Raw genomic sequence first — 24,834 nt, forward strand, 5'->3', positions numbered from 1 at the left:
GACAAAAAACTACTTAATTGACTCGATGCAGATGGTAGTCCCGAATCAAAATATTGACTGCTTCTTTTTGAGAACTTGCCTTAAATGTCTCGCCATTTGGCAATAACACTACAAACCTGTTCCCATCTTGTTCAACAGCCCCAATCTTATCTTGCTCCGTTTTCAATTCCAGAACAACATTGCCATTGACCATCTTCTCTTCCTCAAAGATCTCAATATTTTTCTCTTTTCTTGCCACAGTGCTCCTCCTAATAATACTTTACTTTTTACCTTTTCGATTTCGTTTTAAACTGAAGTACCCTGGAACCGGGTCATATCCGCCGCGCACAAATGGATGACACCTCAAAAGACGTGCGATCCCCATCAAAGTTCCCTTCAACGCTCCATGTTTTTTGAGAGCTTGCAGCATATACTGCGAACATGTAGGGTAATAACGACAACTTGGAGGAAAAAAAGGCGAAATGAATTTCTGATAAGCACGAACTAACATTATTAATAGAAACCTCATGCTATACCCTTCTTTCAAATTCACCTTTTATCCAATTATTTTACTTTTTTGTCTTCTTACTCTTTGCAATGTGATTCAACAAATTGCCCGTTCCTAAAGCAACATCGTCTAAAGGTGTAGAAGCCACTGTCACAGGAACTTTCAAGTGATCCGAAAATAATTGATCAATTCCATCTAATAATGCACCGCCACCAGTTAAGATCAATCCACGATCAATAATATCTGCAGCCAGCTCAGGTGGAGTCTGTTCTAAAACTTCTTTAGCAGCGGCAATTACTGAGAGCATTGTATCACGCAGAGCTTGCTCAATCTCATCTGAAGATAACTGTATCGTCCGTGGCAACCCGTTCACAATGTCACGTCCCCTGATCTCCATTTCCTTCTTTCGATGTCCTGCAACAACCGTTCCAATTTCAATTTTCGCTTTTTCAGCAGTACGTTCCCCAATCTGAAGAGAATGCCTCTTTTTAACGTAAGATGAAATGTCATTGCTCAAACGATCACCCGCAATGCGTAAAGAACGACTGACCACAATATCGCCTAAAGAAATGACCGCAATATCGCTTGTTCCACCCCCAATATCAATAACCATACTACCGTGAGGTTGAAAAATATCTAATCCTGCGCCAATAGCGGCAACTTTAGGCTCTTCTTCAAGGTAAACTGCACCCCCGCCAGATTTTTCAGCAGCCTGACGAATCGCTTTACGTTCAATTGAAGTTGTATTGGTCGGACAACAAATCAAAATGTTTGGCTTAGACATAAAACCCTTAACATTTAATTTCTTTATGAAATAAGACAGCATCTGTTCTGTTATGTCAAAATCAGCAATCACACCATCTTTAAGTGGTCGAATTGCGCGAATGTTGCTAGGTGTACGACCAACCATCTTGTATGCTTCTGATCCGACCGCTAAGACGCGTCCTGTATGTGTATCGATCGCGACCACTGAAGGCTCGTTTAAAACAATGCCTTTGCCCTGCACATTGATTAAAACGTTAGCAGTGCCTAAATCAATACCAATATCTTTAGCCATAATTACTCTCCTTCAACAAATTAGATGTATTGCTGCACAATTAATTAATACCAGCATAGTTCATATGCAAAAAATCATTACCATTATAGCACAAATAAGCTTGCACAAAAATACACAATCACCTCTGCCGATAAACAATATAAAAATTTAAGATTAGCCGTTTCTTATAAACAATAACTAATAGAGCTTATTGCCCTTCATCATAACTTAGTAATTTGTTGTAACGGATGAGTTTCGAGAACTTCGTCATCAATACGTTTTATTTCAGCACCCAAATTTGCAAGCTTTTTATGAAAATTGTAGTATCCACGATCTAAGTATTTAAGTTGTGATACCTGTGTATACCCTTTTGCAACAAGGCCAGCTAAAATCAAAGCAGCGGCGGCACGCAAATCAGTTGCCTCAACTTCAGCCCCATGAAATTCTGTTGGACCTTCTAAAGCAACCGACTTGCCCTCAATATTGAACTTAGCATTCATTCGGCGTAGCTCTTCAAGGTGCATAAACCGATTCTCAAAAACTGTCTCTGTCAACATGCTTGTTCCAGCAGCCAATAATTGCAATACCGATAGTTGTGGCTGCATATCAGTTGGAAAGCCTGGATGCGGCAGAGTTTTTACAGAAACTGGTTTTAAATTTGACGTTCCAATGATTCTGATACCATCATCACCTTCAATGACAGTTACACCCATTTCTTCTAATTTTGAAATTAGTGGCTTGTTATGTTCTGCAATAGCATTTTTGACTAAAACATTACCATTTGTAATCGCAGCAGCAACCATGAAGGTTCCAGCTTCAATTCGATCCTGGATAACAGTATGCTGCACACCATGCAGATGGTTGACTCCCGTAATTTTAATCGTTTCTGTTCCCGCTCCCGAGACTTTTGCTCCCATTTGATTGAGATAATTTGCTAAATCAACAATTTCAGGTTCACGTGCAACATTCTCAATAATAGTTGTCCCTTTGGCCAACGTTGCAGCCATCATGATGTTCTGTGTTGCGCCAACGCTTGGAAAATCAAGATAAATATTAGCACCCACTAAACCGCTTGTAAAAGCTTCAATATACCCGTCATGCTGTTCAACTTTCGCGCCCATCGCAGCCAGACCTTTCAGATGTAAATCAATTGGACGCGAGCCAATGGCACAACCACCTGGCATTGCGACCTTCGCATGCTTTAATCTAGCTAACAAAGGACCAAACACAACGATCGAAGCGCGCATTTTAGAAACATACTTGAATGGAGCTTCATACGAAGGCTGATCAGTTGCATCAAGCAAGACCGTTTTCTTTTCTTCATCCATATCGACCTTAACGTTCAAGAATCTTAACATGTTATTCATCATATGAACATCCGACAAGACCGGAACATTGTCTAAGTAGCTTTTACCTTCACTTGCTAATAAACTAGCAGCTAAAATAGGTAAAACAGCATTTTTTGCTCCTTCAATTCCAACTTCACCTTTTAGTGGATTTCCACCATGAACAATAATCTTTTCCAATACAATTCCTCCAAAACGTCTCATTATTCAACAAATAATTAAGCTACAGCCAAAAAACACTATCAAATAACATATGCTCGATCAGAATGACAGCAAGTATGTAAGATTGCGAACATTATCAATAAAACTAAGAAAGAAGGAGCTACAAGTATAGCCAATTGCAATCGACACCATCACTAACAAAATATTGAAATACCTTTGCCTTGTGGGAGTTATCCATCGATCAAAACGCAAAGATTGAAGACTAACAAAAGCAAGTGTGATGAAAGCAAAGTGACTTACCAATGTTAACAAAGCTAGAAAACCATAATACTTCATTAAAAACAACCCCTTAATTGTTTCAGATTAATAATAGCATAAAAAAAAACGTCCGTCTTCAAAAATGTAACTAATTTGTAATATTTTAATTATTTATCCATATTAAAAACGTTTTAAACTCACATTTAACAAAAAATACCTTTTCTATTAAATAAGGGATAAAAAACACACAAAAAGGCTGAAACATTGAGTAAAATCCTCTGTCTCAGCCTTTTTTCAAAATATTAATTTGATATGCTGTATGAAGTGTCTAAAAACTGTTACTTTTCACACACATAAATACTAATTACACTATCTAATGTTTTGAGATATTCAAACGATTAACTGCCCGTCGTAACGAAACTTCTGCCCGACGAAGTGTATCAACATCATGTTCTTGTTTTGCACGTGCCAGTTTCTCTTCTGCACGTTTTCGAGCTCGCTCAGCACGTTCTAAATCAATATTCTCTTTGAGCTCAGCGCTATTAGCTACAACAGTCGCAATGTTGTTAGAAAATTCAACAAAACCGCCACTAACAGCAATTTCCTCAAATTTATCATCAGTTCCATCGATCTTTACGCGAACCTCGTCAATTTGAAGTGAGGCAAGAACTGGAACATGATTCGGCAAAACACCAATTTCACCAACAGTCGTTTTAAAGATAGCCATTGTAGTTTGTTCTTCATAGACACTACCATCAGGAGTAACAATATTAACTGTCAAAACAGATTGCTCAGCCATTAAACGTTACCTCCTTATTATTTGCTAGCCATTTTCTTTGCCTTTTCAACGACTTCTTCAATACGCCCAACTGAACGGAAAGCATCTTCTGGAAGATCATCATACTTACCTTCTAAAATTTCTCTAAATCCTTTAACTGTCTCTTCAACTGGGACGTATGATCCTGGAACACCCGTAAACTGTTCAGCAACTGAAAAGTTTTGGGATAAGAAGAATTGAATACGGCGTGCACGTGAAACAATTACTTTTTCTTCATCGGAAAGTTCATCCATTCCCAAAATAGAAATGATATCTTGCAATTCACGATATCTTTGCAACACATGCTGCACTTCCACCGCAACCTTATAATGTTCTTCTCCAACAATCTCAGGTTCCAAGGCACTAGATGTTGACGCTAACGGATCAACAGCTGGATAGATTCCTTGCTGTGTCAAACTACGCTCCAAATTAGTCGTAGCATCCAAATGGGCAAAGGTTGTTGCTGGAGCCGGATCAGTATAATCATCCGCTGGAACATAAACAGCTTGGATAGATGTAACCGATCCCTTCTTAGTTGATGTAATACGTTCTTGCAGTTGTCCCATTTCAGTAGCCAAAGTTGGTTGGTACCCAACGGCTGATGGAATACGGCCAAGCAAAGCTGATACTTCAGAACCCGCTTGTGTAAAGCGGAAAATGTTATCGATAAACAACAGCACATCCTGGCCCTCAACATCACGGAAGTACTCAGCAATTGTTAACCCGGTCAAGGCAACACGCATACGTGCACCAGGCGGCTCATTCATTTGACCAAACACCATGGCCGTCTTTTCAAGAACACCGGAATCTTTCATTTCAAAGTAAAGGTCATTACCTTCACGTGTTCGTTCTCCAACGCCAGTGAAAACCGAAATACCATTATGTTCTTGAGCAATATTATGGATCAACTCTTGAATCAAAACAGTCTTACCAACACCGGCACCACCAAAGAGTCCGATTTTTCCACCTCTGACGTAAGGTGCAAGAAGGTCAATAACCTTGATACCTGTTTCAAGGATTTCAACCCCAGTATTCAGTTGATCATAGGCTGGAACATCACGATGGATTGGATCGCGACGCGCATCCTTATCAAATTTCGGACCATTATCAATGGTATCTCCTAAAACGTTAAATACTCTTCCTAATGTATCTTTACCAACGGGAACACTAATTGAAGAACCTGTGTCTTCAACATTCGCTCCACGCTTTACACCATCCGTTGAATCCATAGCGATTGTACGCATAACACCATCGCCTAATTCAAGCGCAACTTCGATGACTAATTTTGAGCCATCTTCACGCTCCACATGAAGTGCATTATTAATGTCAGGTAAAGATTCACTAAGAGGAAATTGAACATCAATAACAGGTCCGATAACTTGGACTACTTTACCAGAACTCATCTTGTTAATTCCTCCTGTCATCCTAATCTAGGGCAGCTTGTGCACCCGTGATCTCTGTAATTTCTGTTGTAATTGCACTTTGACGCGCACGGTTGAATTGTAATTCCAATGAGGAAATAATATCCTTCGCATTATCCGTTGCAGACTTCATTGCAGTTGAACTAGAAGCATGTTCTGAGGTTTTGGCATCCAAAATAGCTCCATAAACCAAGCTCTCTGCATATTGCGGTAGCACAACTTCTAATATTGCATCTTGTGAAGGTTCCATTTCATACACTGGGGCATACCCTTCCTCTGGTTTCTGTGCTAAATTGTCACTTCCAATATTGATTGCCGAGATCGGAAGCATCTGTTCAGCACGGAACTCTGAAGTCAACGAATTGACAAAATGGTTATAACAAACAAACAATTCATCATATGTTTCATCATCATACATTCCAACAATTTTTTTGACTAATTGTTGAGTATCTCTAAATTTAGGTATGTCATCAATGCCGCGATATTCAAAAGCAACATTATAACCGCGCTTTTTAAAGAAATCGGCACCAGTTCCACCTAAAGCAATAATTACCGTGTCGTCAGCAGTATGACCTGCATTCTTTATTAATTCCATCGTCTGTTTGATCACGTTGCTGTTGTAACTTCCAACAAGACCTCGATCAGATGTTATAACGACAATCCCAGTGTGTTTGACATTTCTTTTAGTTAACATATCAAGCCCACTGACTTGATTTTTATCTTTTTTAGGTGTGCTGGCCGAGTCGCTGACTACTTTTCCATCCAGAAGATGCGATTGTGCCAAATGTGTAATCACGCTACGAATTTTATTCGCATAGACTTGATAGCTAGTCGTATGACGTTGTATCTGACTCAACTTGGCAGTTGAGACCATCTGCATTGCACCAGTAATCTGTTCTGTCTTTTTAGTTGAAGAGATACGCCGCTTAACTTCTTGTAAAGAAGCCCCCATTAACTCTCACCAACCTTTCTTATTTTGCGGTTGCTTGAAAAGAATCTGCAAAATCCTTAAGGGCAGAATCAAGTTTAGCCGTATCAGGTAAATTACCAGTTTCTTTAATAGAATCCAATAAATCTTTATTGTTATTATCAAAGAAATCAAACAATTCATCCTGATAACGCATGATGTCATCCACAGGAACTGAATCTAAGAAACCATGTGTTAATGCATAAAGGATTAAGACTTGCTTTTCAACAGCCAATGGCTTATGCAATGGTTGCTTCAAGACCTCAACTGTTCTACGCCCACGGTTAAGTTTAGATTGTGTTGCTTCATCCAAGTCAGAACCAAATTGTGCAAATGATTCAAGTTCGCGATAAGAAGCAAGATCCAAACGTAAAGTCCCAGAAACTTTCTTCATAGCCTTGATTTGTGCAGAACCACCCACACGGGAAACAGAAGTTCCGGCATCAATCGCAGGACGAACCCCAGAATAGAAATTATCACTATCAAGGAAGATCTGTCCATCAGTAATTGAAATTACGTTAGTTGGGATGTAAGCAGAAACATCACCAGCTTTAGTTTCGATAAATGGCAGAGCAGTCATAGAACCGCCGCCTAGTTCATCACTCAATTTAGCTGCACGTTCCAATAAACGTGAATGCAAATAGAAAACATCACCGGGATATGCTTCACGACCAGGTGGACGTCTCAAAATCAAAGAAAGTTCACGATAAGCGTCAGCTTGTTTTGACAGATCATCATACACGATCAAAACATGCTTGCCATTATACATGAACTCCTCACCCATTGCTGCACCGGCATAAGGAGCTAACCACAGTAAAGGCGCAGGTGACGAAGGACCAGCAGAAACAACGATTGTGTAATCCATTGCACCATACTTGCGTAACGTTTCAACCTGTGCGCGAACTGTCGATTCCTTTTGACCAATCGCAACATAAATACAAATCATATCTTCATTTTTTTGGTTAATAATAGTATCGATCGCAACTGAAGTTTTACCAGTTTTACGATCACCAATAACCAATTCACGTTGTCCACGTCCAATTGGAACTAAAGCATCAATAGCTTTAAGTCCTGTTTGAAGAGGTTCCTTAACTGACTGACGTTCCATAACGCCAGGGGCCTTCTTCTCAACAGGTCGTGTCTTCGTGGTTTTCATTTCGCCTAAACCATCAATGGCTTGTCCCAAGGGATTAACAACTCTTCCTATTAGAGCTTCTCCAACTGGAACTTCCATAATACGTCCTGTACGTTTAACATTATCGCCTTCACGAATTCCCTTGAATGAACCCAGAATAACGATACCAACATCATTTGACTCCAAGTTTTGAGCCATTCCATATGTGCCATCATCAAATTCTAATAATTCACCAGCTAAGGCGTTATCGAGTCCATTGGCACGAGCAATACCATCACCAACATAAGTAACGGTACCGACCTCATCCACACTGAGCTCATCTTGATAATTCGCTAATTGTTGCTTAATCAGAGCACTGATTTCCTCAGCCTTAATGCTCATAGAAGTTTCACCTCTTTATAATTCATTTCAATAACAGACGCTTGATGCGTGCAATTTTTGTCTTGATCGAACCATCATAAATATAACTATTCGACTTAAGAATGACCCCACCGATAATCTCGGGATCAACCTTTTCATCAAGATAAACCTTTTTAGCACCAACTACGCCTGCAAATGAAGATGCAAGTCTTTCTTTTTGAGCATCTTCTAATTTGATGGCAGTAACAACAGATGCCCGAACTGTCTTTTCAAATTCATCATTTAATCTAATATATTCATCAATGATCGCATCTAAATTACAGATACGCCCATAGTCAAAAGTCATATTTAATAAATTAGTAACTATTTGTGATGCTGTCTTCGTTAGAAACTTGACCATTTTTACCTTATCTAAATATGAAATTTGTTTACTAGTTAAAAATACGTTCAACTCCGGTTGTTCTTCGAAAACTTTCTTCAATTCTGTCAATTCTTCTAACAAAGATTGACGGCTATCTTGTTCTTCGGCTAAATCGAACAAAGCCTTTCCATAACGATGGGCAACCATTTCTCTATTTAGCTTCATTTTGCTTCCCCAACCCTTCGATATAAGAATCAATTAAGGCCTTCTGATCATTTGCATTTAAATCTTTGCGAATGATTTTCGAAGCAATTTCAATAGATAATTCTGCAACATCATTTTTTACACTGTCTAAAGCATCTTGACGTTCACGTGAAATATCTTCCTTAGCATTCACCTTTAACGTCTGCGCTTTTTCTTGTGCATCGCTAACGATTGTAGCCTTTTGTTGTTCACCATTCTTTTTTGCTCGCTCAATTATTTTAGAAGCTTCAAAATGGGAATCCTTTAAAGCATCCTGGCGCTGTTCAGCTAGATCCTCTGCCTTCTTGCGGGCTGATTCCGCAGAATCAAGATCACCAGAAATTTTATCGGCACGCTTGTCCATCATTTCGCTTACTGGTCCCCAAGCAAAATGTTTCAGTAAAGCCATTAAAACTATGAAAAGGACAAGATAAAAAATCGTGTCACCCCATTGAACCCCATTTGCAGCTCCTAACAAAAATGTTGAACTCATCTATTGACACCTCCTCCATACTCAACTAAATATTGACAAAAGAATTTGTTAGCCCTGAGCCAATAATAAGAATGAAATAACGATTGAGATGATAGGAACAGCTTCAACTAAACCAACACCGATAAACATGTTTGTACGAAGTTGACCTGATAATTCTGGCTGACGAGCCATACCTTCCAACATTTTAGAAATAACAAGACCGTTACCTATAGCACCACCAATAGCAGCACCAGCTGCAGCTAAACCTGCACCAATTAAAGCTAATGAACTCATAATTAGAAATCCTCCTTGTTTACTCTTTTTCAACTTTTTGAGAAATATAAACCATTGTCAATGTAACAAAGACGTAGGCTTGGATGCTTCCAATAAAGACAGAGAACCCCTGCCAGATCAATTCTAACGGTATTGCCGGAATAAATGATGCGATACCAAAAGAAGTTGCAAGCTTGTAAATCAATTTCAACAAAACTTCACCGGAATAAATATTCCCGTACAAACGAAGAGCTAACGTCAAAAAATTCGTAAATTCTTCGAGTACGCTTAGTGGGAATAAAAATGGAATGGGGCTTAAATAAGTATTCTTAAAATACCCCTTAAAACCAAATTTCTTCACACCGAGAAAATGCGCAAGCATAAGAACCATAAACGCAAACGACAGCGTAGTCATGGCATTGGACGTCGGACTGGAAATATAACTTGTCCCGTTTGCAGTCAACTGAAGCATTAGTCCCAATTGGTTGGATACAAATATGAATACAAACAACGTAAATGCCAATAGTCCGAATTTCTTGCCTTCTTCATCCGGCATTATGCCCTTAATGATTCCATTAGTAAAATCGATTATCCATTCAATAAAGTTTTGTCTTTTATTAGGTCTTAATTGAATGTTTCTTGACAACCAAAACAATAAAAAAAAGACGATTACTGCCGCTATTAGTCCTGGAATATCGTTACTAAGGTTAAAGGGAATACCAAAAAGCTTCTGAACATAAGCTCCTTCATTCACCAAGTCTCACCTCTTTTCACAGTTGGATGTACGACCCAACAATTATGGGAAAAAGCATGGTACAAAAGGTTCCAAAGAAATTGAATCTTTGAATACACAAGAAATCATACCACCATTTTACAAAAAACACAAAACGTCTTTGAAAACTAAAGAAAGCGTATTCTATGCTAGTTTAATCATGCTTTCAGCTTTATAATAATATTTTGGCAAAAAACAAATTTTCAGGATTTTCCATGTTTTTGTGTAAATGTTCTCAATCATCGAAGAAAAAATTTAATATATAAAAACAGGAAGCTAAACCAAAATGCAATTTTGGCTCAACTCCCTGTTACTATTTTACAATCTCTATACCAAGCCGTCTCAAGCGTTGGCTATTTTCGTCCAACAGCAAATTACTCATAATCGATTCAGATTATGTTCATATCTTAACTGCTACTTCGTTCCAAAAAGACGATCACCAGCATCGCCAAGTCCTGGAACAATATAACCATTTTCGTCTAAATGGTCATCTAACGCAGCAGCAAAAACATCAATATCAGGATGAGCATCGCGCAGAGCTTTTACACCTTCAGGAGCAGCTACCAAACAAACAAACTTAATGTTCACAGCTCCACGTTTTTTCAGCGCATCAACAGCCATGATAGCTGAACCGCCTGTCGCTAGCATAGGATCGACAACAAAGATATCTCGACTTGCTAAATTATCTGGCATTTTAACAAAGTATTCTGTAGGTTTCAAAGTTTTCTCGTCCCGATACATTCCAACATGACCAACTTTGGCTGCCGGAATCAGTTCAAGAATTCCATCAACCATCCCTAAACCAGCGCGGAGAATAGGTACAATAACGACCTTCTTGCCCGCAAGCTGTTTCTGGATCGTTTTAATAATAGGTGTCTTAACTTCACAGTCCTCTAAAGGCATATCACGTGAAACTTCGTATGCCATTAGTTCTGCAATTTCATTTACGACCTGCCTAAACTCTCTCGTTCCACAGTTTTCATTCCGAATAATTGTCAACTTATGCTGTATCAGTGGGTGATTCAATACTTCAAACTTTCCCAATTTAGCCACTCCTTTTTCTTCCTAATATATTTTAGCTGATAACATTGTTTTTTACTAGCTCAATTTTTATTTTTCGAAAAATCGATCTCCAGCTGATTTTCTTAAACGATTCATATAAGCTGCTCCCAAACCTTTTTCAGCAAAACCCGCTGCTAAAATCCACTTCACTGGCTGCTCATTGTCAAAATATCTTAAACCAGCAAAAAGGCGTTGACTTGCAGTGTGAATATCTGACCCCAAGTCATAGGGAATACAATTATCTGGAAGATTCTTTTCAAGATCGGTATTTAAAGCCATAATTCCAATCTTCTTATTACTTTTTTTAGCCCAATCATATGCTACATTCCATTCTTTTTGCTTAACAATCAGGACTTGAGCATCTGGGGCATAGTGCTTGTACTTCATTCCTGGAGCTTTAGGTGTTTCTTTTTCTCCAACCTTATGCCGATCAAAAATAATTTTTTCACCAAGAAGTTGTTCAATCTCTTCACCTAAAACAGCACCTGGACGTAAAATAGTGGGAACTTCAGATGACATGTCTAAAATAGTAGACTCAACTCCGACAGTTGTCGCACCATCATCAACAATACCAGCAATTCTGCCCTCCAGATCATGAAAAACATGTTGCGCCGTCGTCGGACTTGGCTTACCAGATGAGTTGGCTGAGGGGCCTACTATTGGCACCCCTGCAAGATTAATAAGTTTACGTGTTACAGCATTATCTGGCATTCGGAACGCTGCTGTTTCCAGTCCTCCTGTTACAGCCCTTGATAAAGAACCTGGTTTGATTTTAAATATCAAGGTCAAAGATCCTGGCCAAAAATGTTCAATTAGCTTTTGTGCATTCTGGCTAATATTATCGACATATTTTTCCATCATTTCAAATGATGCAACTGTAACGATCAAGGGATTGTCAGATGGACGACCCTTAGCCATATAAACTCTTTTAACGGCTTGCTCATTTGTTGCATCAGCGCCCAAACCATATACAGTTTCAGTTGGAAAAGCTATCAGTTCGCCCTTTTTCAGCTCATCGGCTGCTTCAGTAATTTCATCAGTTTTATATATTTTCGTGATTAACATTCTTTCACCTTCTCATTGTTTGTTATTAAAAACAACTTTAACCATCCTATCATGTCCTGTAATATCACTTTTTAAAATAACATCTGCATCGGGGAACTCTTGCTGGAAGATTTGTTTGACTGCTTTTCCTTGCTGAAAACCGATTTCTAAATACAAAACTGCTTCATTTTCAAGATAAGCATTGATTTCAGCTGCAATTCTCCGATAAATAAACAAACCTTCAGCCGGAGCAAAGAGCGCCATGTGAGGCTCGTGTTCGATAACACTCTGATCCATCAAACTCTTTTCTGTCTCGGCAATGTAAGGTGGGTTGGACACAATAACGTTATACTTTTCTTTCAATGACGAAAATAAGTCACTACAGGAATTTTTAATTTTGAGTCCGTATCTCTGAGCATTTATCTCTGCCACTGAAAGTGCTGCCTGCGAAATATCCGTCAATGTTACATCCCATGATGGTCTCTCAATTTTAAGTGAAATTCCGATAATACCAGTACCCGTGCCAATGTCAGCTATTTTTAAATCAGTTTTATCATTTTTAAAATCCTGCAGCACCCATTCAACTAATTCCTCCGTCTCTTGTCTAGGAATCAGAGTGTCTTCTGTAACTTTGAATTCACGTCCAAAAAATGACGCTTCACCGAGCAGATACTGTGGAGGCCATCCCTGACAGACTTTATTTAACATCTCTTTGAACTTTGTAAGCTCAGCTTGAGGCATCTGCTGTTGATAATTCACTAACAGGTCTGTCAAGTTCCAATCCTTCATCCCTAGCAAGAGTAAATCGACCACACTCTTATCAATTTTATGTTCGGACACAAAAGAAGAAGCCCATTTTTGGGCTTCAAAATACGTTAAGCTACTCATTTTGCAAGTTCTCCAAAGCCCTTGTTTGATCATACAAAATCAAAGCATCGATCACTTGCTCAAGATCGCCGTTCATAATTCGATCTAACTTATTCAACGTAAGGCCAATACGATGATCCGTTACACGGTTTTGCGGATAATTATAGGTTCTAATCCGCTCTGAACGGTCACCTGTTCCAATAGCAGATTTACGATTCTTATCATATTCACTTTGCTCTTTGGATGAATAGTAATCATAAACACGTGCTTTCAGGATTTTCATTGCTTTTTCACGATTTTGTTGCTGTGAACGCTGGTCCTGCATTGCAACAACAATTCCAGTTGGCAGATGCGTCATTCGAACAGCTGACGATGTCTTATTAATATGTTGCCCACCAGCACCGGATGAACGATAAACATCAACTCGAATATCTTTCGGATCGATTTCAATCTCAACATCTTCTTCCTCGGGCATGACCACTACGGTTGCTGTCGAGGTGTGAACCCGCCCAGCGGATTCCGTAACAGGCACACGCTGAACACGATGAGCACCACTTTCGTACTTCAATTTTGAATAAACACTGTCACCATTGATAAGCAACGCAATTTCCTTAAAGCCTCCGACTTCGGTAACATTCTTGTCCAATACCTCTATCGACCACTTTTGCTTCTCAGCATATTTAGCGTACATATCGAAAAGATCACTAGCAAAGAGACTGGCTTCATCGCCCCCAGCAGCTCCACGAATTTCCATGATAATATTCTTATCATCATTAGGATCCTTGGGAAGCAATAGAACTTTGATCTCTTCTTCCAGTTTTTCACGCTCGTGTTTGGCATCTGCCAACTCTTCCTTAGCCATTGCGGCCATTTCGTCATCGAGCTTTTCACGCAGCAGTTCTTCGTCTTCCTTGATTAAATTAGTGACTTTTTTATATTGGTCATATTTTTCGACCGTCTCGCGCAAGTCAGCCATTTCTTTTGACAAACTAGTAAAACGTTTGGTATCAGAAATAACATCTGGATCAGACAATAAACCGCCGAGTTCTTCATAGCGATCTTTAAGTGTCTGCAATCTATCAAACAAATCGTTCATTAACAATTTCCTCCATCAAAAAATTAATTCTTCTATATAATAATAAATAATAATAAAAAGCAAAAAACAGATAACAAAATATGTATCTTTCTAATATTTCTATTGTGCTGAAAAAGGTGGTTTTAAATAATGACGACGACACACTGGATAGTATGACTCATTTCCACCGAACATTATCTGTTTTCCAGTATAAACAGGTTTTCCATTATTTATGCGCAAGTTCATAATAGCTTTTTTCTGGCAAAACCAACAAATTGTTTTCATCTCTTCTATCTTGTCTGCGTACAGTAAAAGATATTTCGAGCCCTCAAATAATTCATTGCGAAAATCGTTTTTTAAACCAAAAGCCATCACTGGTATGTTTAGCTTATCAACGATCATTGCTAATTCGATTATATGATGCTTGCTTAAAAACTGTGCTTCATCTACGAGTACACAAGCCGTTTGCGAATCCTGCTCGCTAAGTGTCTGGAAAATATTTGTCTTTTCATAAATTGGAACAGCCTTTCGCTCTAGGCCGATCCGACTTGAAATATACCCGACCTGTTCCCGCTTATCAACTGCACTGGTCATCAGAACAACACTTTTATGCTGTTCCTCATAGTTATGCGCAACCTTCAATATTTCAATACTCTTCCCACTATTCATTGCACCGTAACGAAAAAACAATTGCGCCAAAATGATTCACTCCAAATCAAGACTCTCCAGATAAGTATATATGATTTTCAGCAAAATTTCACTACACATGATTGAAAATAAAAATATTCTAGTTGTAAATAATAATTTTCATAGGAAAAAACAGCAAAAAACATACACACACTGGTATTTATGATATGATACAAAATGATATTATCAAACAAAGCGATTTTTTAACATCTCAATATATCGCTTTGAAACGGAGGAAAAAGCATGTCGTTTAAAAGCTCAGTCGCAATTGCAGCTGGTCGTGCATCGTACTGGTTCTTGCATAATTTTCTACATGGAGGAACAGCATTACCTGGTAAAGTAACCCTTGCACTTGATCCTGAGGTTTTACAGACTTTATCCAAGAACTATGATGTAGTTATTATCACTGGCACGAATGGCAAAACACTAACAACAGCCCTAACTGTCAAAGTGCTGCGGACCAAGTATGCTAATGTTCTAACTAATCCAAGTGGTTCAAACATGAAACAAGGCATCGTAACAGCTTTTTTGACTGCACAACGAACAAAATCTGGCAAACCTTTAGCAGTTTTAGAAACAGATGAGGCAAATGTCGCTCTGATTACGCGTTATGTTAGTCCAAGTGCTTTCGTGCTAACCAATATTTTTAGAGACCAAATGGATCGTTATGGTGAAATATATACAACTTATGACAAAATACTCGCTGGAATACGCTTAGCTCCTAAGGCAACGATCATTGCTAATGGGGATGCTCCGATCTTCAACAGCAAAAAGTTGCCTAATCCTATTGTTTATTATGGTTTCAATGCTGGAAAAGATCGCGAACAGATGGCTGCACCAAACACCGACGGTCTCTTATGTCCAAATTGTCAGAATATTTTACATTACTATCAACTCACTTACAGCAACTTAGGAAAGTATTATTGTCCAAATTGTGATTTCAAGCGACCACAACTGACACATCAAGTAAACACGATCAAAAAACAAACTCCAACTTCATCAACTTTTGAAATTGATGGGCATCCGACAACTCTCCATATCGGTGGTACCTATAATATTTACAACGCTTTAGCAGCTTACAGCGTCGGATATCATTTTGACATTGAACCTGAATTGATTACTCAAGCATTGAACAGTAAAGATGAAAAAATATTCGGTCGGCAAGAAGTTATCTCCATCGACGATAAAGAAGTTACCTTGATTCTGGTTAAAAACCCGGTTGGCCTTGATCAAGTACTAAGTATGATCAAAACAGATCAAGCCCCTTTTTCATTAGCTGTTTTACTAAACGCAAATTATGCTGATGGTATTGATACAAGTTGGATTTGGGATGGGCGTTTCGAGGAGCTGCCGTTTGAAAGAATTCCGAGTGTACTTGTAGGCGGCGAAAGATATCGCGATATTGCATTTCGACTTAAAGTTGCTGGTGTCCCAGCAGAGCATTTTGAAGAACATGAAAATCTGAATGCAGTTCTCGAATCTATCAAAAAAATGCCAACAAAACATGTTTATGTTTTAGCTACTTACACGGCTGTTCTACAATTGCGTAAAGCCATGGCTTCACAAGACTATATTAAGGAAGGAATGGAGTAATGATGCCTTATACATTAAATATTGCTCATTTATATGGCGATCTGATGAATACTTATGGTGACATTGGAAACATTCTTGTGCTTAACTACTATGCAAAGCAAATGAATGTCACCTTAACATCTGAAATCGTTAGTTTAAATCAGCCATTTGATCCTGAAAAATTTGACCTCGCTTTTTTCGGCGGGGGTCAGGACTATGAGCAGGTTATTGTTTCTAAGGACATCCAAGGCAAGAAAAAAGCTTTGACTGACTTCATTGAAGACAATGGCCCTGTGCTTGCTATCTGCGGCGGCTATCAATTGCTCGGCCAATATTACATCGGAGCCCAGGGTGAACGAATAGAAGGAATCAATGCCTTGCCACATTATACAAAAAGTCAAGACAATAATCGGTTCATTGGTGACATTATCATTAAAAATGCTGAAACCAACCAAACTTATCACGGTTTTGAAAACCACAATGGTGTTACCTTTCTAGGTGAAGGCGAGCGCCCCTTAGGAACCGTTGTCAGTGGTCATGGTAATAACGGTCAAGACAAATCAGAAGGCGCTATTTATAAAAATGTTTTCTGTTCCTATTTCCACGGTCCTATTCTTGCGCGCAATGGTGAGCTTGCCAAAAGATTGCTGTTAATTGCCTTAAAACGAAAATACCCTGATGCTGATCTAAGTGCACAAGAAAAGTTGCGTATTAAACCAACCTACTGATAGATTGCGGAACCTGATAAAAAATCTGTTCTTGCTTAAACTTCTCCTACAAGAACATAAAGTAATTTTTTTGAATATTAAGTGTGATTGTACTGTTTTCCAATACAGAAGGCTGAGTCAAAGATTCTCTTGACCCAGCCTTTTATTTTTATCTTTTATTATTCGAACTAAATTGTTTCAATAGTCATTTTTTTGAACACTAAAATTTTACTGAAGCAAACCTTCTCTTCCTCAGGCAAGTCATTAGAAAATATTAGGCTTCCGTTAATACCCAAAATCATGCCTTAGCACCTGGTTCAGAGGCAATAATGGATAAACTGCCTTCGATTGTCCACTCTTTAACATCAAAAGGAAGTATAAAATGCTGACCTTTAGCCAAAGTATAGCTTTCACCCGCAACTTCTATTTTTCCTTGACCATCAAGTACAGAAACCAATGTATATGGAGCTTCACGTCTTTTAAAAGAAGCTTTGCCAAGAGGAAGCTCCCACTTATAGACACTGAAAAAATCTGTAGCAATATAGTTTGTAATCGTGGCATCACCTTGCTTATGGGTAGTAATATCAAGTTTTGGATCGTTGTGCGGAACATTCGTCACATCTATAGATTGTTTAATGTGTAATTTGCGTTTTTCGCCAGTTTTCTTATCTACACGGTCAAAGTCATAAACACGGTAGGTCGTGTCGCTGCTTTGCTGAGTTTCCAGAACCATCACACCCTTACCGATCGCATGAATGGTTCCACTCGGTACATAAAGGAAATCACCCGGTTTAACTGGTATACGGCGTAAAAGCTTATCCCATTGACCTGCTTCAATCATTTCAGCCAATTCTGCCTTCGTTCTAGCATGGTGTCCGTAAATCATTTCTGAATCTTTGTCTGCAGCAATTACATACCAGCACTCTGTTTTACCAAGCTCGTGTTCATGTTTCATTGCATAAACATCATCCGGATGAACTTGAACAGATAGCTCTTCTCGCGCATCAAGAATTTTAGTTAATAATGGAAAAACTTCACCAGTTACATTGCCGAACACTTCGCGGTGATCATGCCAAAGTTCATCCAGAGTCTGCCCCTTATACTGTCCATTCAAAATTGTCGCTGGCCCGTGTGCATGTGCCGAAATGGCCCAGCATTCACCAGTCTTACTACTTGGTATTGAATAACCAAACTTTATTTTTAGGCGTTGTCCACCCCAAATCTTTTCTTGAAAAAACGGTTTCAAAAAAATTGGTTGTTTCAATGTCATTCCTCCTAAATGTTTTTAAATACCTTAATCTTTTTCATCGAGATATTGTGCAATTATTTTATCGCGTTTCTCTAAAAAAAGCTCGTTTGTCGCATGCGGATGAACTCTATTCGTCAAAACAATTAAAGCATCTTGTTTCTTCTTATCCAAAAGAATGAATGTCCCTGTAAACCCAGTATGATAGAGACACGCTTCTTTTTGTTTGTTATACCGCAGATCCCAACCTAATGATCTTCCTAAATTTTCATTAGGCGTTTGGTCTCTAAATAAGTCATTGATCGTCTGCTCTTGCAAGACTTTTTTTCTGGGTTTATTCTCTAATACCCAAGCTGAAAATTTAATCAAATCATGAAGAGAGGTAAAAAGACCAGCCGACCCACAACGTTCACCAATAATATTAGCCTTAGGATCGTGGACCTGTCCACAAATAAGCCCACGTTTTTTCGACAATTCAGTTGGCACACATTCAGTGGGATTCGGTTCAAATGTACTCTCATTCATCCCCAAAGGCCGCAACACCTCTGAAACTATTACCCTTTGCACCGGTTTTTGATATAGCTTTTCAATAATCAAACCCAGAAAAATCATTCCAATATCTGTATATACAACCTTTTGTTCAAAACATTCTCCTATATGCAGCGTATAAAGTGCTTCTATTAAGTCATTTGCGTCCAAAGAATCACGGTTTTTTATATAACCTGTGATTGCCGAAGTATGTGTCAAAAAATGTCTAATCGTAACACGCTGATCAGAAAATTTCGGCAAAAACTTTTTGACTGGGTCTTCAAGCTTAACCTTGCCGTTTTCGATTAATTTTAAAATAACTGTTGTTGTTCCAATAACCTTCGTCAAAGATGCAACATCGTATAACAAATCAGGGCTCATCTCTTTTTCAGCTGGAACAATCTGACGCCTTCCAAAAACTTCAGCTTGAAGACTACCACAGTGCAGCATTGCATACGAAACCCCAGGTACAACGTTCTCGTCTACAAGTTCATGGAGCATCTTCACTGTTCGCTTATTCATCATCATTTTCACTTCGTTTACTGTTTAATTTTTTTTGATTAATACTAACAATATTAAAATTGCCGTTCTCAAAATCAACCTTGCTCACACGCGCATTCTTTAACAGAAGCAGTGGGACATCTCCTTTTAATCCCTCAATAAAGACCGAAAGTACGATTGCATGTGCAACAACCAAAATATTAACCTCACTTTGCTCATCATTGTATTTATGTGCAATTTCCAATAAAGTGCGGGTGATGCGCTGATTAAGTTGCTGAGCGGTTTCAATTTGAGTTGCTGTATCCATGATCTTAAACAAATTGGTTACTGCCATAACATGTTGCTGTTCCCGAAAGGCTGCAATAATTTTGCGCAAACCTATTTTTCTTAAAACTGTTGGAACAAGCTTTCTGTTTTTCATTTCTTCATAATTTCCAAAATTAAGTTCACGCAAACCTGGAGCTATTTCTATTGGCGGCTTTTTTTTAGTGTTTTGTGCCAAAATATACTGGGCTGTTTTCTGCGTACGTTTAAGATCACTTGTATAAACTGCCGTAAATTCTACATCATACAGATCATCACCTAGTCTTTTCGCCATAGCTATCCCCTTCTTAGTCAGTGGCGAATCGGTAATACCTTGAAGTCGACGACGTCGATTAACTTCCGTTTGACCATGTCTTACTAAATAAAAATGAACAATCATTCGTTCCACTTCCTTACAAGCAGCTGTTTTCTTTGTCTAATTTTACATATCGGCGATCAGATAGTACAATTATACCAAATAAACTCTAATTGAGTTAAATATAAGGGATTGATCAACGTGGCAAGCAACTCAGATTCTATTTTTAATTTACTGTCCTTTTTAAAACGTCATCCAGATCATTATACAGAACTAGGGACCTCATACAATAATGTCCTTCGTTTAGCCATTCCTGATAGTGTTCAAGTTTCGGATCAAGAAATATACTTTCCCGATAATAAGCTGATGGTGAATAGAATGCAGACTAATTTCATTGCACAACACGGAGAATTACTCAATCACTATCAGACAAAAACTAAGCAGCCTGACTCATATTTTAAAGAGGTTTGGATCACAACCACACATATCACACATGCAAAAAGCTATTTGCTTGAAATATCTTATGAATAATTAATTCCAATAAACTAGTTAAGAAAATAACAAAAAGGCTGAAGTGAAAAACTAGACTTGCTCTAGATTCTTATCTTCAGTCTTTTTTCAGCTATACGTTGAATAAATACAACACTAGTTTTTTCTAGCAACACGAATGACTATCAACAAATCAATTGCAATGAACATCGCTGTTACGAGAAAGACTGCTTCATAACTAAATAAACTCGAAACAAGTGATCCGACCATTGGACCCACCACTCCACCAGCAGCTTGAAACGACTGATTATAACTAAAAATACGTCCAAATGCTTCACTAGGAACATCAAGGGTCAAAATTGTCTGAACTGCAGGTAGCATTGCTGCACTGGAGAGACCTAGTAAGAAGCGAAGTAGTCCCAGCTGCCACGGCGCCGTCACAAAAAACATTGGCACAAAAATAATTGCAGTAGCTAATAATCCTGTTAGCAAGATTCTTTCCGGTCCAATTTTATCCATCAGATGTCCAACTTTTGAAGCAAGAAGCAATGTTCCAAAGCCTGGCATAGCCGCAACAAAACCACTAACTAGGGAAACATTACCGTGACCGTTCATTAATTGACGTACTAACAAACTGATAATTGGTGAAATTGACATCAATGAAGATTGCACAAATAGAGTTGTTAAAAACATTACGATAATAAGCTTCGGTTGCCTTAGCTCATGAAAAATCCTGCCCATTGGTTTGATTTTTTTAGCAGAAATTGGGGTGAAATGTTCTGTAACATACAAGAAAGTCAGTGCAAAGACTAATCCCATTAAAATGCCTGTGATGAAAAAGGTCATTCGGTAACCAACAGCCCCAGCAATAAATCCACCAAAAAGAGGACCTAGTAGCGTTCCTGTCACATTAGCAGTCATCAAATTTCCCATTACTTGACCGCTTTTCTTATGTGGTGTTTCACCTGCCATTAATGCAGTCGCGTTATTAATGTATCCTGAGAATGCTCCTTGAAGCAAACGTAAAACAATAACCATTAAAACGCTCTGTGCCATTCCTACAAAAAAAATGGTGAATGCCATAACTCCAGACGCTCGCAAACACATCAACTTTCTACCTTTGCGATCTGCCAAGTTCCCCCAAAAGGGAGAGACAATTGCTTGTGACAAATATGTAATAGAAAATGCAATTCCGGAGTAAAGATTAAGTTCCCATTTGTTAAAATGGCCCAAAGTGTCCAAGTACAGCGAGATAAACGGCATTGTCATTGAATATCCTAATGCCGTGATGAAACACCCGATCCACAGGATCAGAAAACTCTTCTTCCAGACAGCCTGTCGCTTTTCTTCTACCTCTTTAGTCACACGAAAACAATCCTTTCTTTTAAGCAATATTCTAATAATAACATTACCGATGTCTAATAGTATAGTCTTCTTTTTATTTTTTCCTTGTATCACATTTTGATTATCCTAGAAAAAAGGTTGCCCGTCCATAAAAAAAACCCGATCTAGGCATCGCGTAATCTTGCTGAGCACACTGCGACCGCACAAAGTTCGGGTTTTTTAACACTATTCATTTTTATACTTCAAATTAAATACAAACTTAATTAATCATCTAAGTCGCGCTCGATATCCAAACCATACAAATTGCTCACGGGCTCATTCTTATCGACCGGATGCACAACTAAAATCGTTGTCGCTCCCTTGCTGCTGACGTACCCTGCAAACTCCGCAACCTCTTCGACTCGATAAGCTAATCCGTCAGAATTATAAATATATTGACCAGCGATTGGCATACTTTCGAAATATGTTTTATTCATTCGATAGTAGTCATTTGAAGAAGGTTCATGCATAACCAAAACAACTTTAAACATGTAAAATCACCCCTGTAATCCCAATAGATAAGAAAGCAACTCGACGTAGTAAGTATTAAATCACAACAACAGAAGAGACCAAGGTATCACACACATATCTTAAACATTGATAACCTTCTCCAAGAAAGTTTTAGTACGTTCATTTTGAGGATTATCAAAGACATCTTCAGGCTTTCCTTCTTCCATTACTTTACCATCAGCCATGAAGACTACGCGATCAGCAACTTCTTTAGCAAAACCCATTTCATGTGTAACAACAACCATTGTCATTCCCTTCTTAGCAAGATCCTTCATTACGGCAAGAACATCTCCAACCATTTCAGGATCAAGTGCAGAAGTTGGTTCGTCAAACAGCATGATATCTGGATTCATTGCAAGTGCACGTGCAATTGCAACACGCTGTTTCTGTCCACCAGACAAAGACTGTGGCATCGCATCGTACTTATCATCCAAACCAACTGTATTCAAAAGTTTCTTTGCTGCTACAACCGCTTCTTCTTTAGACATTTTACCAAGTTCAACTGGAGCAAGTTCAACATTTTGTCCCACTGTTAAATTATTGAAAAGATTGAAATGCTGGAACACCATACCAATATTTTCGCGTGCTTGGTCAATATTTGTTTTCGGGTCACTAATGTTGTTGCCATCAATAACAACTTTACCAGACGTTGGCTCTTCTAACCTGTTTAAACACCTGAGCAAAGTACTCTTTCCAGAACCAGAAGGGCCGATCAGGACAACTACTTCGTTTGTAGCGACCTTAAAATCAATTCCCTTTAGAACATGATTATCGCCAAAATTCTTTTTTAAATCTGTTACATCAACTTTTAAATTCTTCATTAATCATTGATCCTCCGTTCTACCCATTTGGACAACAGTGTCAAAACTGTAATAATTATTAAATAAATTAAAGCTATAATTGTCCAAATTTTAAAGCCCTCTAAATTACGTGCAATAATAATTTTACCAGTTTGTGTCAATTCGAGTATCCCGATAATTGACAAAATCGAAGTATCTTTCAGAGTGATAATAAACTGATTAATAAACGATGGGATCATGATCTTGATTCCTTGAGGCAAGATAATTTTGCGCATTGACCTTCCAAATGGTAGTCCTAAACTTCGAGCAGCTTCCATCTGTCCGGGATCAACAGCCTGTATTCCACCTTTTACAAAGGCAGCTGTATACGCCCCCTCATTCAAAGTCAATGTAATAATACCTGCGATAAAGGCTGGCACTTTAGATCCAGTCAGACTTGGTACACCATTATAGATAAACAGAGCTAAAACAAGCAATGGTAAACCACGGAATATATAAATAATTGTTGTTGATGCTCCACGGGCAAATTTACTTGGCAGCACCCCGAGCAACCCTATCAAAACACCAAAAACTGTAGCACAAATTATTGATACGACCGTTAACTTAATCGTTTCAAAGATACCACTGAGAATAGCGGACTTGTTTTGCTTTATTAAACCTATAAAAGTATGCCCTTCGCTATCAGCCTTATCATTCGCTTTTTTCTGAGATGCGGTTGCTGACTCACCAGTGTACTTTTTAATGATTTTATCATATTGACCATTAGCCTTTAACTTTTTCAGGCCAGAATTAAACTTGGATAACAATTCTTTGTTCTTGCCTTTTTCAACAGCAAAGCCATAACTGCCAATATCAGTCGGTTTGGTAACAACTTTAAGTCCTAAACCAGTTTTAACACCATAATTCAAGACCGCACTATCATCAAAACATGCAGCCGAGTTTCCATTTTTAACGTCATTGTACACGTTATCCGAATCATCAAAAGTTACAGTTTTAAAACCATAGCGATCTTTGATGGAGTTAGCATATGTAGCACCAGCTGTTCCTGTTTTAACAGCAACTTTTTTTCCTTTAAGGTCCTTAAGGCTTTTAACATCACCTTTGGGAGCAACTGCCATAACAATTCCAGACTTATAATAAGGAGTCGAAAAATCAAATTTTTGACGGCGCTCATCGGTAATTGTCATTCCTGCAATCACACCATCAATCTGTCCAGAACTCAAGGATTGAACTGCAGCATTGAAACCAATCGGCTTAATGTCTACCTTGAATCCTTCTTTCTTAGCAATCGAACGTATTAATTCCATATCAATTCCAACATACTTATTGTTGGAGTTAGCATACACAAACGGGGGAAACGTTACATCAGTTCCAATTGTATATGTCTTCTCTGCAGCATTTACCTGCGGTTCATGATAATTCATAAATACAAATAAGCCAAACATACAACTTATCAGAGCAATAATTTTTTTCATTCTATCTTCCCCTATACCTTTTGATTTTAATAAGTATATCATACTTCTGTTATAAAATGGCACATCACTAATTTGATAGCGTTTTACAAGGAGAAATACTTTATTTTTCAAAGTGGAATCGACTTTTAGCTTTGTTTTGCAAAACGTTTTGAAAGATCA

Annotated in this window: 28 protein-coding genes; 3 read left to right on the forward strand and 25 right to left on the reverse strand. The window is 38.4% G+C overall.

Annotation, left to right across the window (positions count from 1 at the left end):
• Positions 1-13 precede the first annotated feature (13 nt).
• The 18 genes from FC19_RS00650 to FC19_RS00730 all read right to left on the reverse strand — a co-directional run bounded on the left by FC19_RS00650 (position 14) and on the right by FC19_RS00730 (position 14,857).
• Positions 14-238: a DUF2969 domain-containing protein gene (locus FC19_RS00650; RefSeq protein WP_057875060.1), complete on the reverse strand. Its 225-nt coding sequence runs from the start codon at positions 236-238 to the stop codon at positions 14-16.
• Between the two features lie 21 nt (positions 239-259).
• Positions 260-508 carry a membrane protein insertion efficiency factor YidD gene (yidD, locus tag FC19_RS00655; RefSeq protein WP_057875061.1) on the reverse strand — a complete coding sequence of 83 codons (249 nt, stop codon included), beginning with the start codon at positions 506-508 and terminating at the stop codon, positions 260-262.
• A 40-nt stretch (positions 509-548) separates the two neighbouring features.
• Positions 549-1,544, reverse strand: coding sequence for a rod shape-determining protein (mreB, locus tag FC19_RS00660; protein WP_057875062.1), 996 nt, complete (start codon positions 1,542-1,544; stop codon positions 549-551).
• Positions 1,545-1,744: 200 nt separating this feature from the next.
• On the reverse strand, positions 1,745-3,049 hold the full coding sequence (murA, locus tag FC19_RS00665; RefSeq protein WP_057875063.1) for a UDP-N-acetylglucosamine 1-carboxyvinyltransferase: 1,305 nt from the start codon (positions 3,047-3,049) through the stop codon (positions 1,745-1,747).
• Positions 3,050-3,130: 81 nt separating this feature from the next.
• Positions 3,131-3,367 carry a DUF1146 family protein gene (locus FC19_RS11255; protein WP_083488249.1) on the reverse strand — a complete coding sequence of 79 codons (237 nt, stop codon included), beginning with the start codon at positions 3,365-3,367 and terminating at the stop codon, positions 3,131-3,133.
• A 295-nt stretch (positions 3,368-3,662) separates the two neighbouring features.
• A complete protein-coding gene (locus FC19_RS00670; protein WP_057875064.1) occupies positions 3,663-4,088 on the reverse strand; it encodes a F0F1 ATP synthase subunit epsilon in 426 nt (141 codons plus the stop codon).
• 17 nt (positions 4,089-4,105) lie between these two features.
• A complete protein-coding gene (gene atpD / locus FC19_RS00675) occupies positions 4,106-5,509 on the reverse strand; it encodes a F0F1 ATP synthase subunit beta (protein ID WP_057875065.1) in 1,404 nt (467 codons plus the stop codon).
• 22 nt (positions 5,510-5,531) lie between these two features.
• The gene (locus FC19_RS00680; protein WP_057875066.1) at positions 5,532-6,479 is read right to left on the reverse strand and encodes a F0F1 ATP synthase subunit gamma; all 948 of its coding nucleotides are present in this window, start codon (positions 6,477-6,479) and stop codon (positions 5,532-5,534) included.
• A gap of 19 nt (positions 6,480-6,498) precedes the next feature.
• A complete protein-coding gene (gene atpA, locus FC19_RS00685) occupies positions 6,499-8,010 on the reverse strand; it encodes a F0F1 ATP synthase subunit alpha (protein WP_057875067.1) in 1,512 nt (503 codons plus the stop codon).
• 22 nt (positions 8,011-8,032) lie between these two features.
• Positions 8,033-8,575 (reverse strand): ATP synthase F1 subunit delta, encoded by a 543-nt coding sequence (atpH, locus tag FC19_RS00690; protein WP_057875068.1) that lies wholly within the window; start codon positions 8,573-8,575, stop codon positions 8,033-8,035.
• The gene (atpF, locus tag FC19_RS00695) at positions 8,562-9,086 is read right to left on the reverse strand and encodes a F0F1 ATP synthase subunit B (RefSeq protein ID WP_057875069.1); all 525 of its coding nucleotides are present in this window, start codon (positions 9,084-9,086) and stop codon (positions 8,562-8,564) included. The genes atpH and atpF overlap by 14 nt, the downstream gene beginning before the upstream one ends.
• A 48-nt stretch (positions 9,087-9,134) precedes the next feature.
• Positions 9,135-9,359, reverse strand: coding sequence for a F0F1 ATP synthase subunit C (gene atpE, locus FC19_RS00700; protein WP_057735614.1), 225 nt, complete (start codon positions 9,357-9,359; stop codon positions 9,135-9,137).
• Between the two features lie 19 nt (positions 9,360-9,378).
• Positions 9,379-10,092: a F0F1 ATP synthase subunit A gene (atpB, locus tag FC19_RS00705; RefSeq protein WP_057875070.1), complete on the reverse strand. Its 714-nt coding sequence runs from the start codon at positions 10,090-10,092 to the stop codon at positions 9,379-9,381.
• A gap of 432 nt (positions 10,093-10,524) precedes the next feature.
• Positions 10,525-11,154 carry a uracil phosphoribosyltransferase gene (gene upp / locus FC19_RS00710; protein WP_057875117.1) on the reverse strand — a complete coding sequence of 210 codons (630 nt, stop codon included), beginning with the start codon at positions 11,152-11,154 and terminating at the stop codon, positions 10,525-10,527.
• A 66-nt stretch (positions 11,155-11,220) separates the two neighbouring features.
• A complete protein-coding gene (locus FC19_RS00715; protein ID WP_057875071.1) occupies positions 11,221-12,237 on the reverse strand; it encodes an L-threonylcarbamoyladenylate synthase in 1,017 nt (338 codons plus the stop codon).
• A gap of 12 nt (positions 12,238-12,249) precedes the next feature.
• Positions 12,250-13,104 (reverse strand): peptide chain release factor N(5)-glutamine methyltransferase, encoded by an 855-nt coding sequence (gene prmC, locus FC19_RS00720; RefSeq protein WP_057875072.1) that lies wholly within the window; start codon positions 13,102-13,104, stop codon positions 12,250-12,252.
• On the reverse strand, positions 13,097-14,179 hold the full coding sequence (prfA, locus tag FC19_RS00725; protein WP_057875073.1) for a peptide chain release factor 1: 1,083 nt from the start codon (positions 14,177-14,179) through the stop codon (positions 13,097-13,099). Before prfA ends, prmC begins: the two co-directional genes overlap by 8 nt.
• Before the next feature lie 99 nt (positions 14,180-14,278).
• On the reverse strand, positions 14,279-14,857 hold the full coding sequence (locus tag FC19_RS00730; RefSeq protein WP_057875074.1) for a thymidine kinase: 579 nt from the start codon (positions 14,855-14,857) through the stop codon (positions 14,279-14,281).
• 231 nt (positions 14,858-15,088) lie between these two features.
• Here FC19_RS00730 and FC19_RS00735 point away from each other — a divergent pair, with 231 nt between their 5' ends.
• Positions 15,089-16,438 carry a Mur ligase family protein gene (locus FC19_RS00735; RefSeq protein WP_057875075.1) on the forward strand — a complete coding sequence of 450 codons (1,350 nt, stop codon included), beginning with the start codon at positions 15,089-15,091 and terminating at the stop codon, positions 16,436-16,438.
• 2 nt (positions 16,439-16,440) lie between these two features.
• Positions 16,441-17,145 carry a type 1 glutamine amidotransferase gene (locus FC19_RS00740; RefSeq protein ID WP_057875118.1) on the forward strand — a complete coding sequence of 235 codons (705 nt, stop codon included), beginning with the start codon at positions 16,441-16,443 and terminating at the stop codon, positions 17,143-17,145.
• A 277-nt stretch (positions 17,146-17,422) separates the two neighbouring features.
• Here FC19_RS00740 and manA read toward each other — a convergent pair whose 3' ends face one another.
• The 3 genes from manA to FC19_RS00755 are packed head-to-tail and all read right to left on the reverse strand — an operon-like array spanning position 17,423 to position 20,102.
• On the reverse strand, positions 17,423-18,388 hold the full coding sequence (gene manA / locus FC19_RS00745; RefSeq protein WP_057875076.1) for a mannose-6-phosphate isomerase, class I: 966 nt from the start codon (positions 18,386-18,388) through the stop codon (positions 17,423-17,425).
• Positions 18,389-18,418: 30 nt separating this feature from the next.
• The gene (locus tag FC19_RS00750; protein ID WP_057875119.1) at positions 18,419-19,420 is read right to left on the reverse strand and encodes a serine hydrolase domain-containing protein; all 1,002 of its coding nucleotides are present in this window, start codon (positions 19,418-19,420) and stop codon (positions 18,419-18,421) included.
• A complete protein-coding gene (locus FC19_RS00755; RefSeq protein WP_057875077.1) occupies positions 19,413-20,102 on the reverse strand; it encodes a histidine phosphatase family protein in 690 nt (229 codons plus the stop codon). Before FC19_RS00755 ends, FC19_RS00750 begins: the two co-directional genes overlap by 8 nt.
• Before the next feature lie 117 nt (positions 20,103-20,219).
• Here FC19_RS00755 and FC19_RS00760 point away from each other — a divergent pair, with 117 nt between their 5' ends.
• Complete coding sequence (locus FC19_RS00760; RefSeq protein WP_057875078.1) at positions 20,220-20,549, forward strand: hypothetical protein; 330 nt, start codon at positions 20,220-20,222, stop codon at positions 20,547-20,549.
• 114 nt (positions 20,550-20,663) lie between these two features.
• Here FC19_RS00760 and FC19_RS00765 read toward each other — a convergent pair whose 3' ends face one another.
• The 4 genes from FC19_RS00765 to FC19_RS00780 all read right to left on the reverse strand — a co-directional run bounded on the left by FC19_RS00765 (position 20,664) and on the right by FC19_RS00780 (position 24,645).
• Entirely contained in the window at positions 20,664-21,872 is a 1,209-nt protein-coding gene (locus FC19_RS00765; RefSeq protein ID WP_057875120.1) for an MFS transporter, read from the reverse strand.
• Positions 21,873-22,114: 242 nt separating this feature from the next.
• The gene (locus FC19_RS00770; RefSeq protein ID WP_057875079.1) at positions 22,115-22,381 is read right to left on the reverse strand and encodes a hypothetical protein; all 267 of its coding nucleotides are present in this window, start codon (positions 22,379-22,381) and stop codon (positions 22,115-22,117) included.
• A gap of 99 nt (positions 22,382-22,480) precedes the next feature.
• Positions 22,481-23,221: an amino acid ABC transporter ATP-binding protein gene (locus FC19_RS00775; RefSeq protein ID WP_057875080.1), complete on the reverse strand. Its 741-nt coding sequence runs from the start codon at positions 23,219-23,221 to the stop codon at positions 22,481-22,483.
• Positions 23,221-24,645, reverse strand: coding sequence for an amino acid ABC transporter substrate-binding protein/permease (locus FC19_RS00780; protein WP_338037332.1), 1,425 nt, complete (start codon positions 24,643-24,645; stop codon positions 23,221-23,223). Before FC19_RS00780 ends, FC19_RS00775 begins: the two co-directional genes overlap by 1 nt.
• Positions 24,646-24,834 lie beyond the last annotated feature (189 nt).

The organism is Liquorilactobacillus aquaticus DSM 21051, assembly GCF_001436755.1.
GTDB lineage: Bacteria > Bacillota > Bacilli > Lactobacillales > Lactobacillaceae > Liquorilactobacillus > Liquorilactobacillus aquaticus.

What these genes read in the sequence shown, in the direction of transcription:
- prmC (WP_057875072.1), bottom strand. Translation starts at nt 13,104, where the DNA reads ATGAGTAGCTTAACGTATTTTGAAGCCCAAAAATGGGCTTCTTCTTTT.
- atpH (WP_057875068.1), bottom strand. Translation starts at nt 8,575, where the DNA reads ATGAAGCTAAATAGAGAAATGGTTGCCCATCGTTATGGAAAGGCTTTG.
- FC19_RS00770 (WP_057875079.1), bottom strand. Translation starts at nt 22,381, where the DNA reads ATGTTTAAAGTTGTTTTGGTTATGCATGAACCTTCTTCAAATGACTAC.
- FC19_RS00715 (WP_057875071.1), bottom strand. Translation starts at nt 12,237, where the DNA reads ATGTTAATCACGAAAATATATAAAACTGATGAAATTACTGAAGCAGCC.
- mreB (WP_057875062.1), bottom strand. Translation starts at nt 1,544, where the DNA reads ATGGCTAAAGATATTGGTATTGATTTAGGCACTGCTAACGTTTTAATC.
- FC19_RS00775 (WP_057875080.1), bottom strand. Translation starts at nt 23,221, where the DNA reads ATGAAGAATTTAAAAGTTGATGTAACAGATTTAAAAAAGAATTTTGGC.
- FC19_RS00780 (WP_338037332.1), bottom strand. Translation starts at nt 24,645, where the DNA reads ATGTTTGGCTTATTTGTATTTATGAATTATCATGAACCGCAGGTAAAT.
- prfA (WP_057875073.1), bottom strand. Translation starts at nt 14,179, where the DNA reads ATGAACGATTTGTTTGATAGATTGCAGACACTTAAAGATCGCTATGAA.
- FC19_RS00670 (WP_057875064.1), bottom strand. Translation starts at nt 4,088, where the DNA reads ATGGCTGAGCAATCTGTTTTGACAGTTAATATTGTTACTCCTGATGGT.
- atpD (WP_057875065.1), bottom strand. Translation starts at nt 5,509, where the DNA reads ATGAGTTCTGGTAAAGTAGTCCAAGTTATCGGACCTGTTATTGATGTT.
- FC19_RS00755 (WP_057875077.1), bottom strand. Translation starts at nt 20,102, where the DNA reads ATGATTGTTCATTTTTATTTAGTAAGACATGGTCAAACGGAAGTTAAT.
- atpA (WP_057875067.1), bottom strand. Translation starts at nt 8,010, where the DNA reads ATGAGCATTAAGGCTGAGGAAATCAGTGCTCTGATTAAGCAACAATTA.
- FC19_RS00750 (WP_057875119.1), bottom strand. Translation starts at nt 19,420, where the DNA reads ATGAATAAGCGAACAGTGAAGATGCTCCATGAACTTGTAGACGAGAAC.
- FC19_RS00680 (WP_057875066.1), bottom strand. Translation starts at nt 6,479, where the DNA reads ATGGGGGCTTCTTTACAAGAAGTTAAGCGGCGTATCTCTTCAACTAAA.
- FC19_RS11255 (WP_083488249.1), bottom strand. Translation starts at nt 3,367, where the DNA reads ATGAAGTATTATGGTTTTCTAGCTTTGTTAACATTGGTAAGTCACTTT.
- yidD (WP_057875061.1), bottom strand. Translation starts at nt 508, where the DNA reads ATGAGGTTTCTATTAATAATGTTAGTTCGTGCTTATCAGAAATTCATT.
- atpE (WP_057735614.1), bottom strand. Translation starts at nt 9,359, where the DNA reads ATGAGTTCATTAGCTTTAATTGGTGCAGGTTTAGCTGCAGCTGGTGCT.
- FC19_RS00740 (WP_057875118.1), top strand. Translation starts at nt 16,441, where the DNA reads ATGCCTTATACATTAAATATTGCTCATTTATATGGCGATCTGATGAAT.
- FC19_RS00735 (WP_057875075.1), top strand. Translation starts at nt 15,089, where the DNA reads ATGTCGTTTAAAAGCTCAGTCGCAATTGCAGCTGGTCGTGCATCGTAC.
- atpF (WP_057875069.1), bottom strand. Translation starts at nt 9,086, where the DNA reads ATGAGTTCAACATTTTTGTTAGGAGCTGCAAATGGGGTTCAATGGGGT.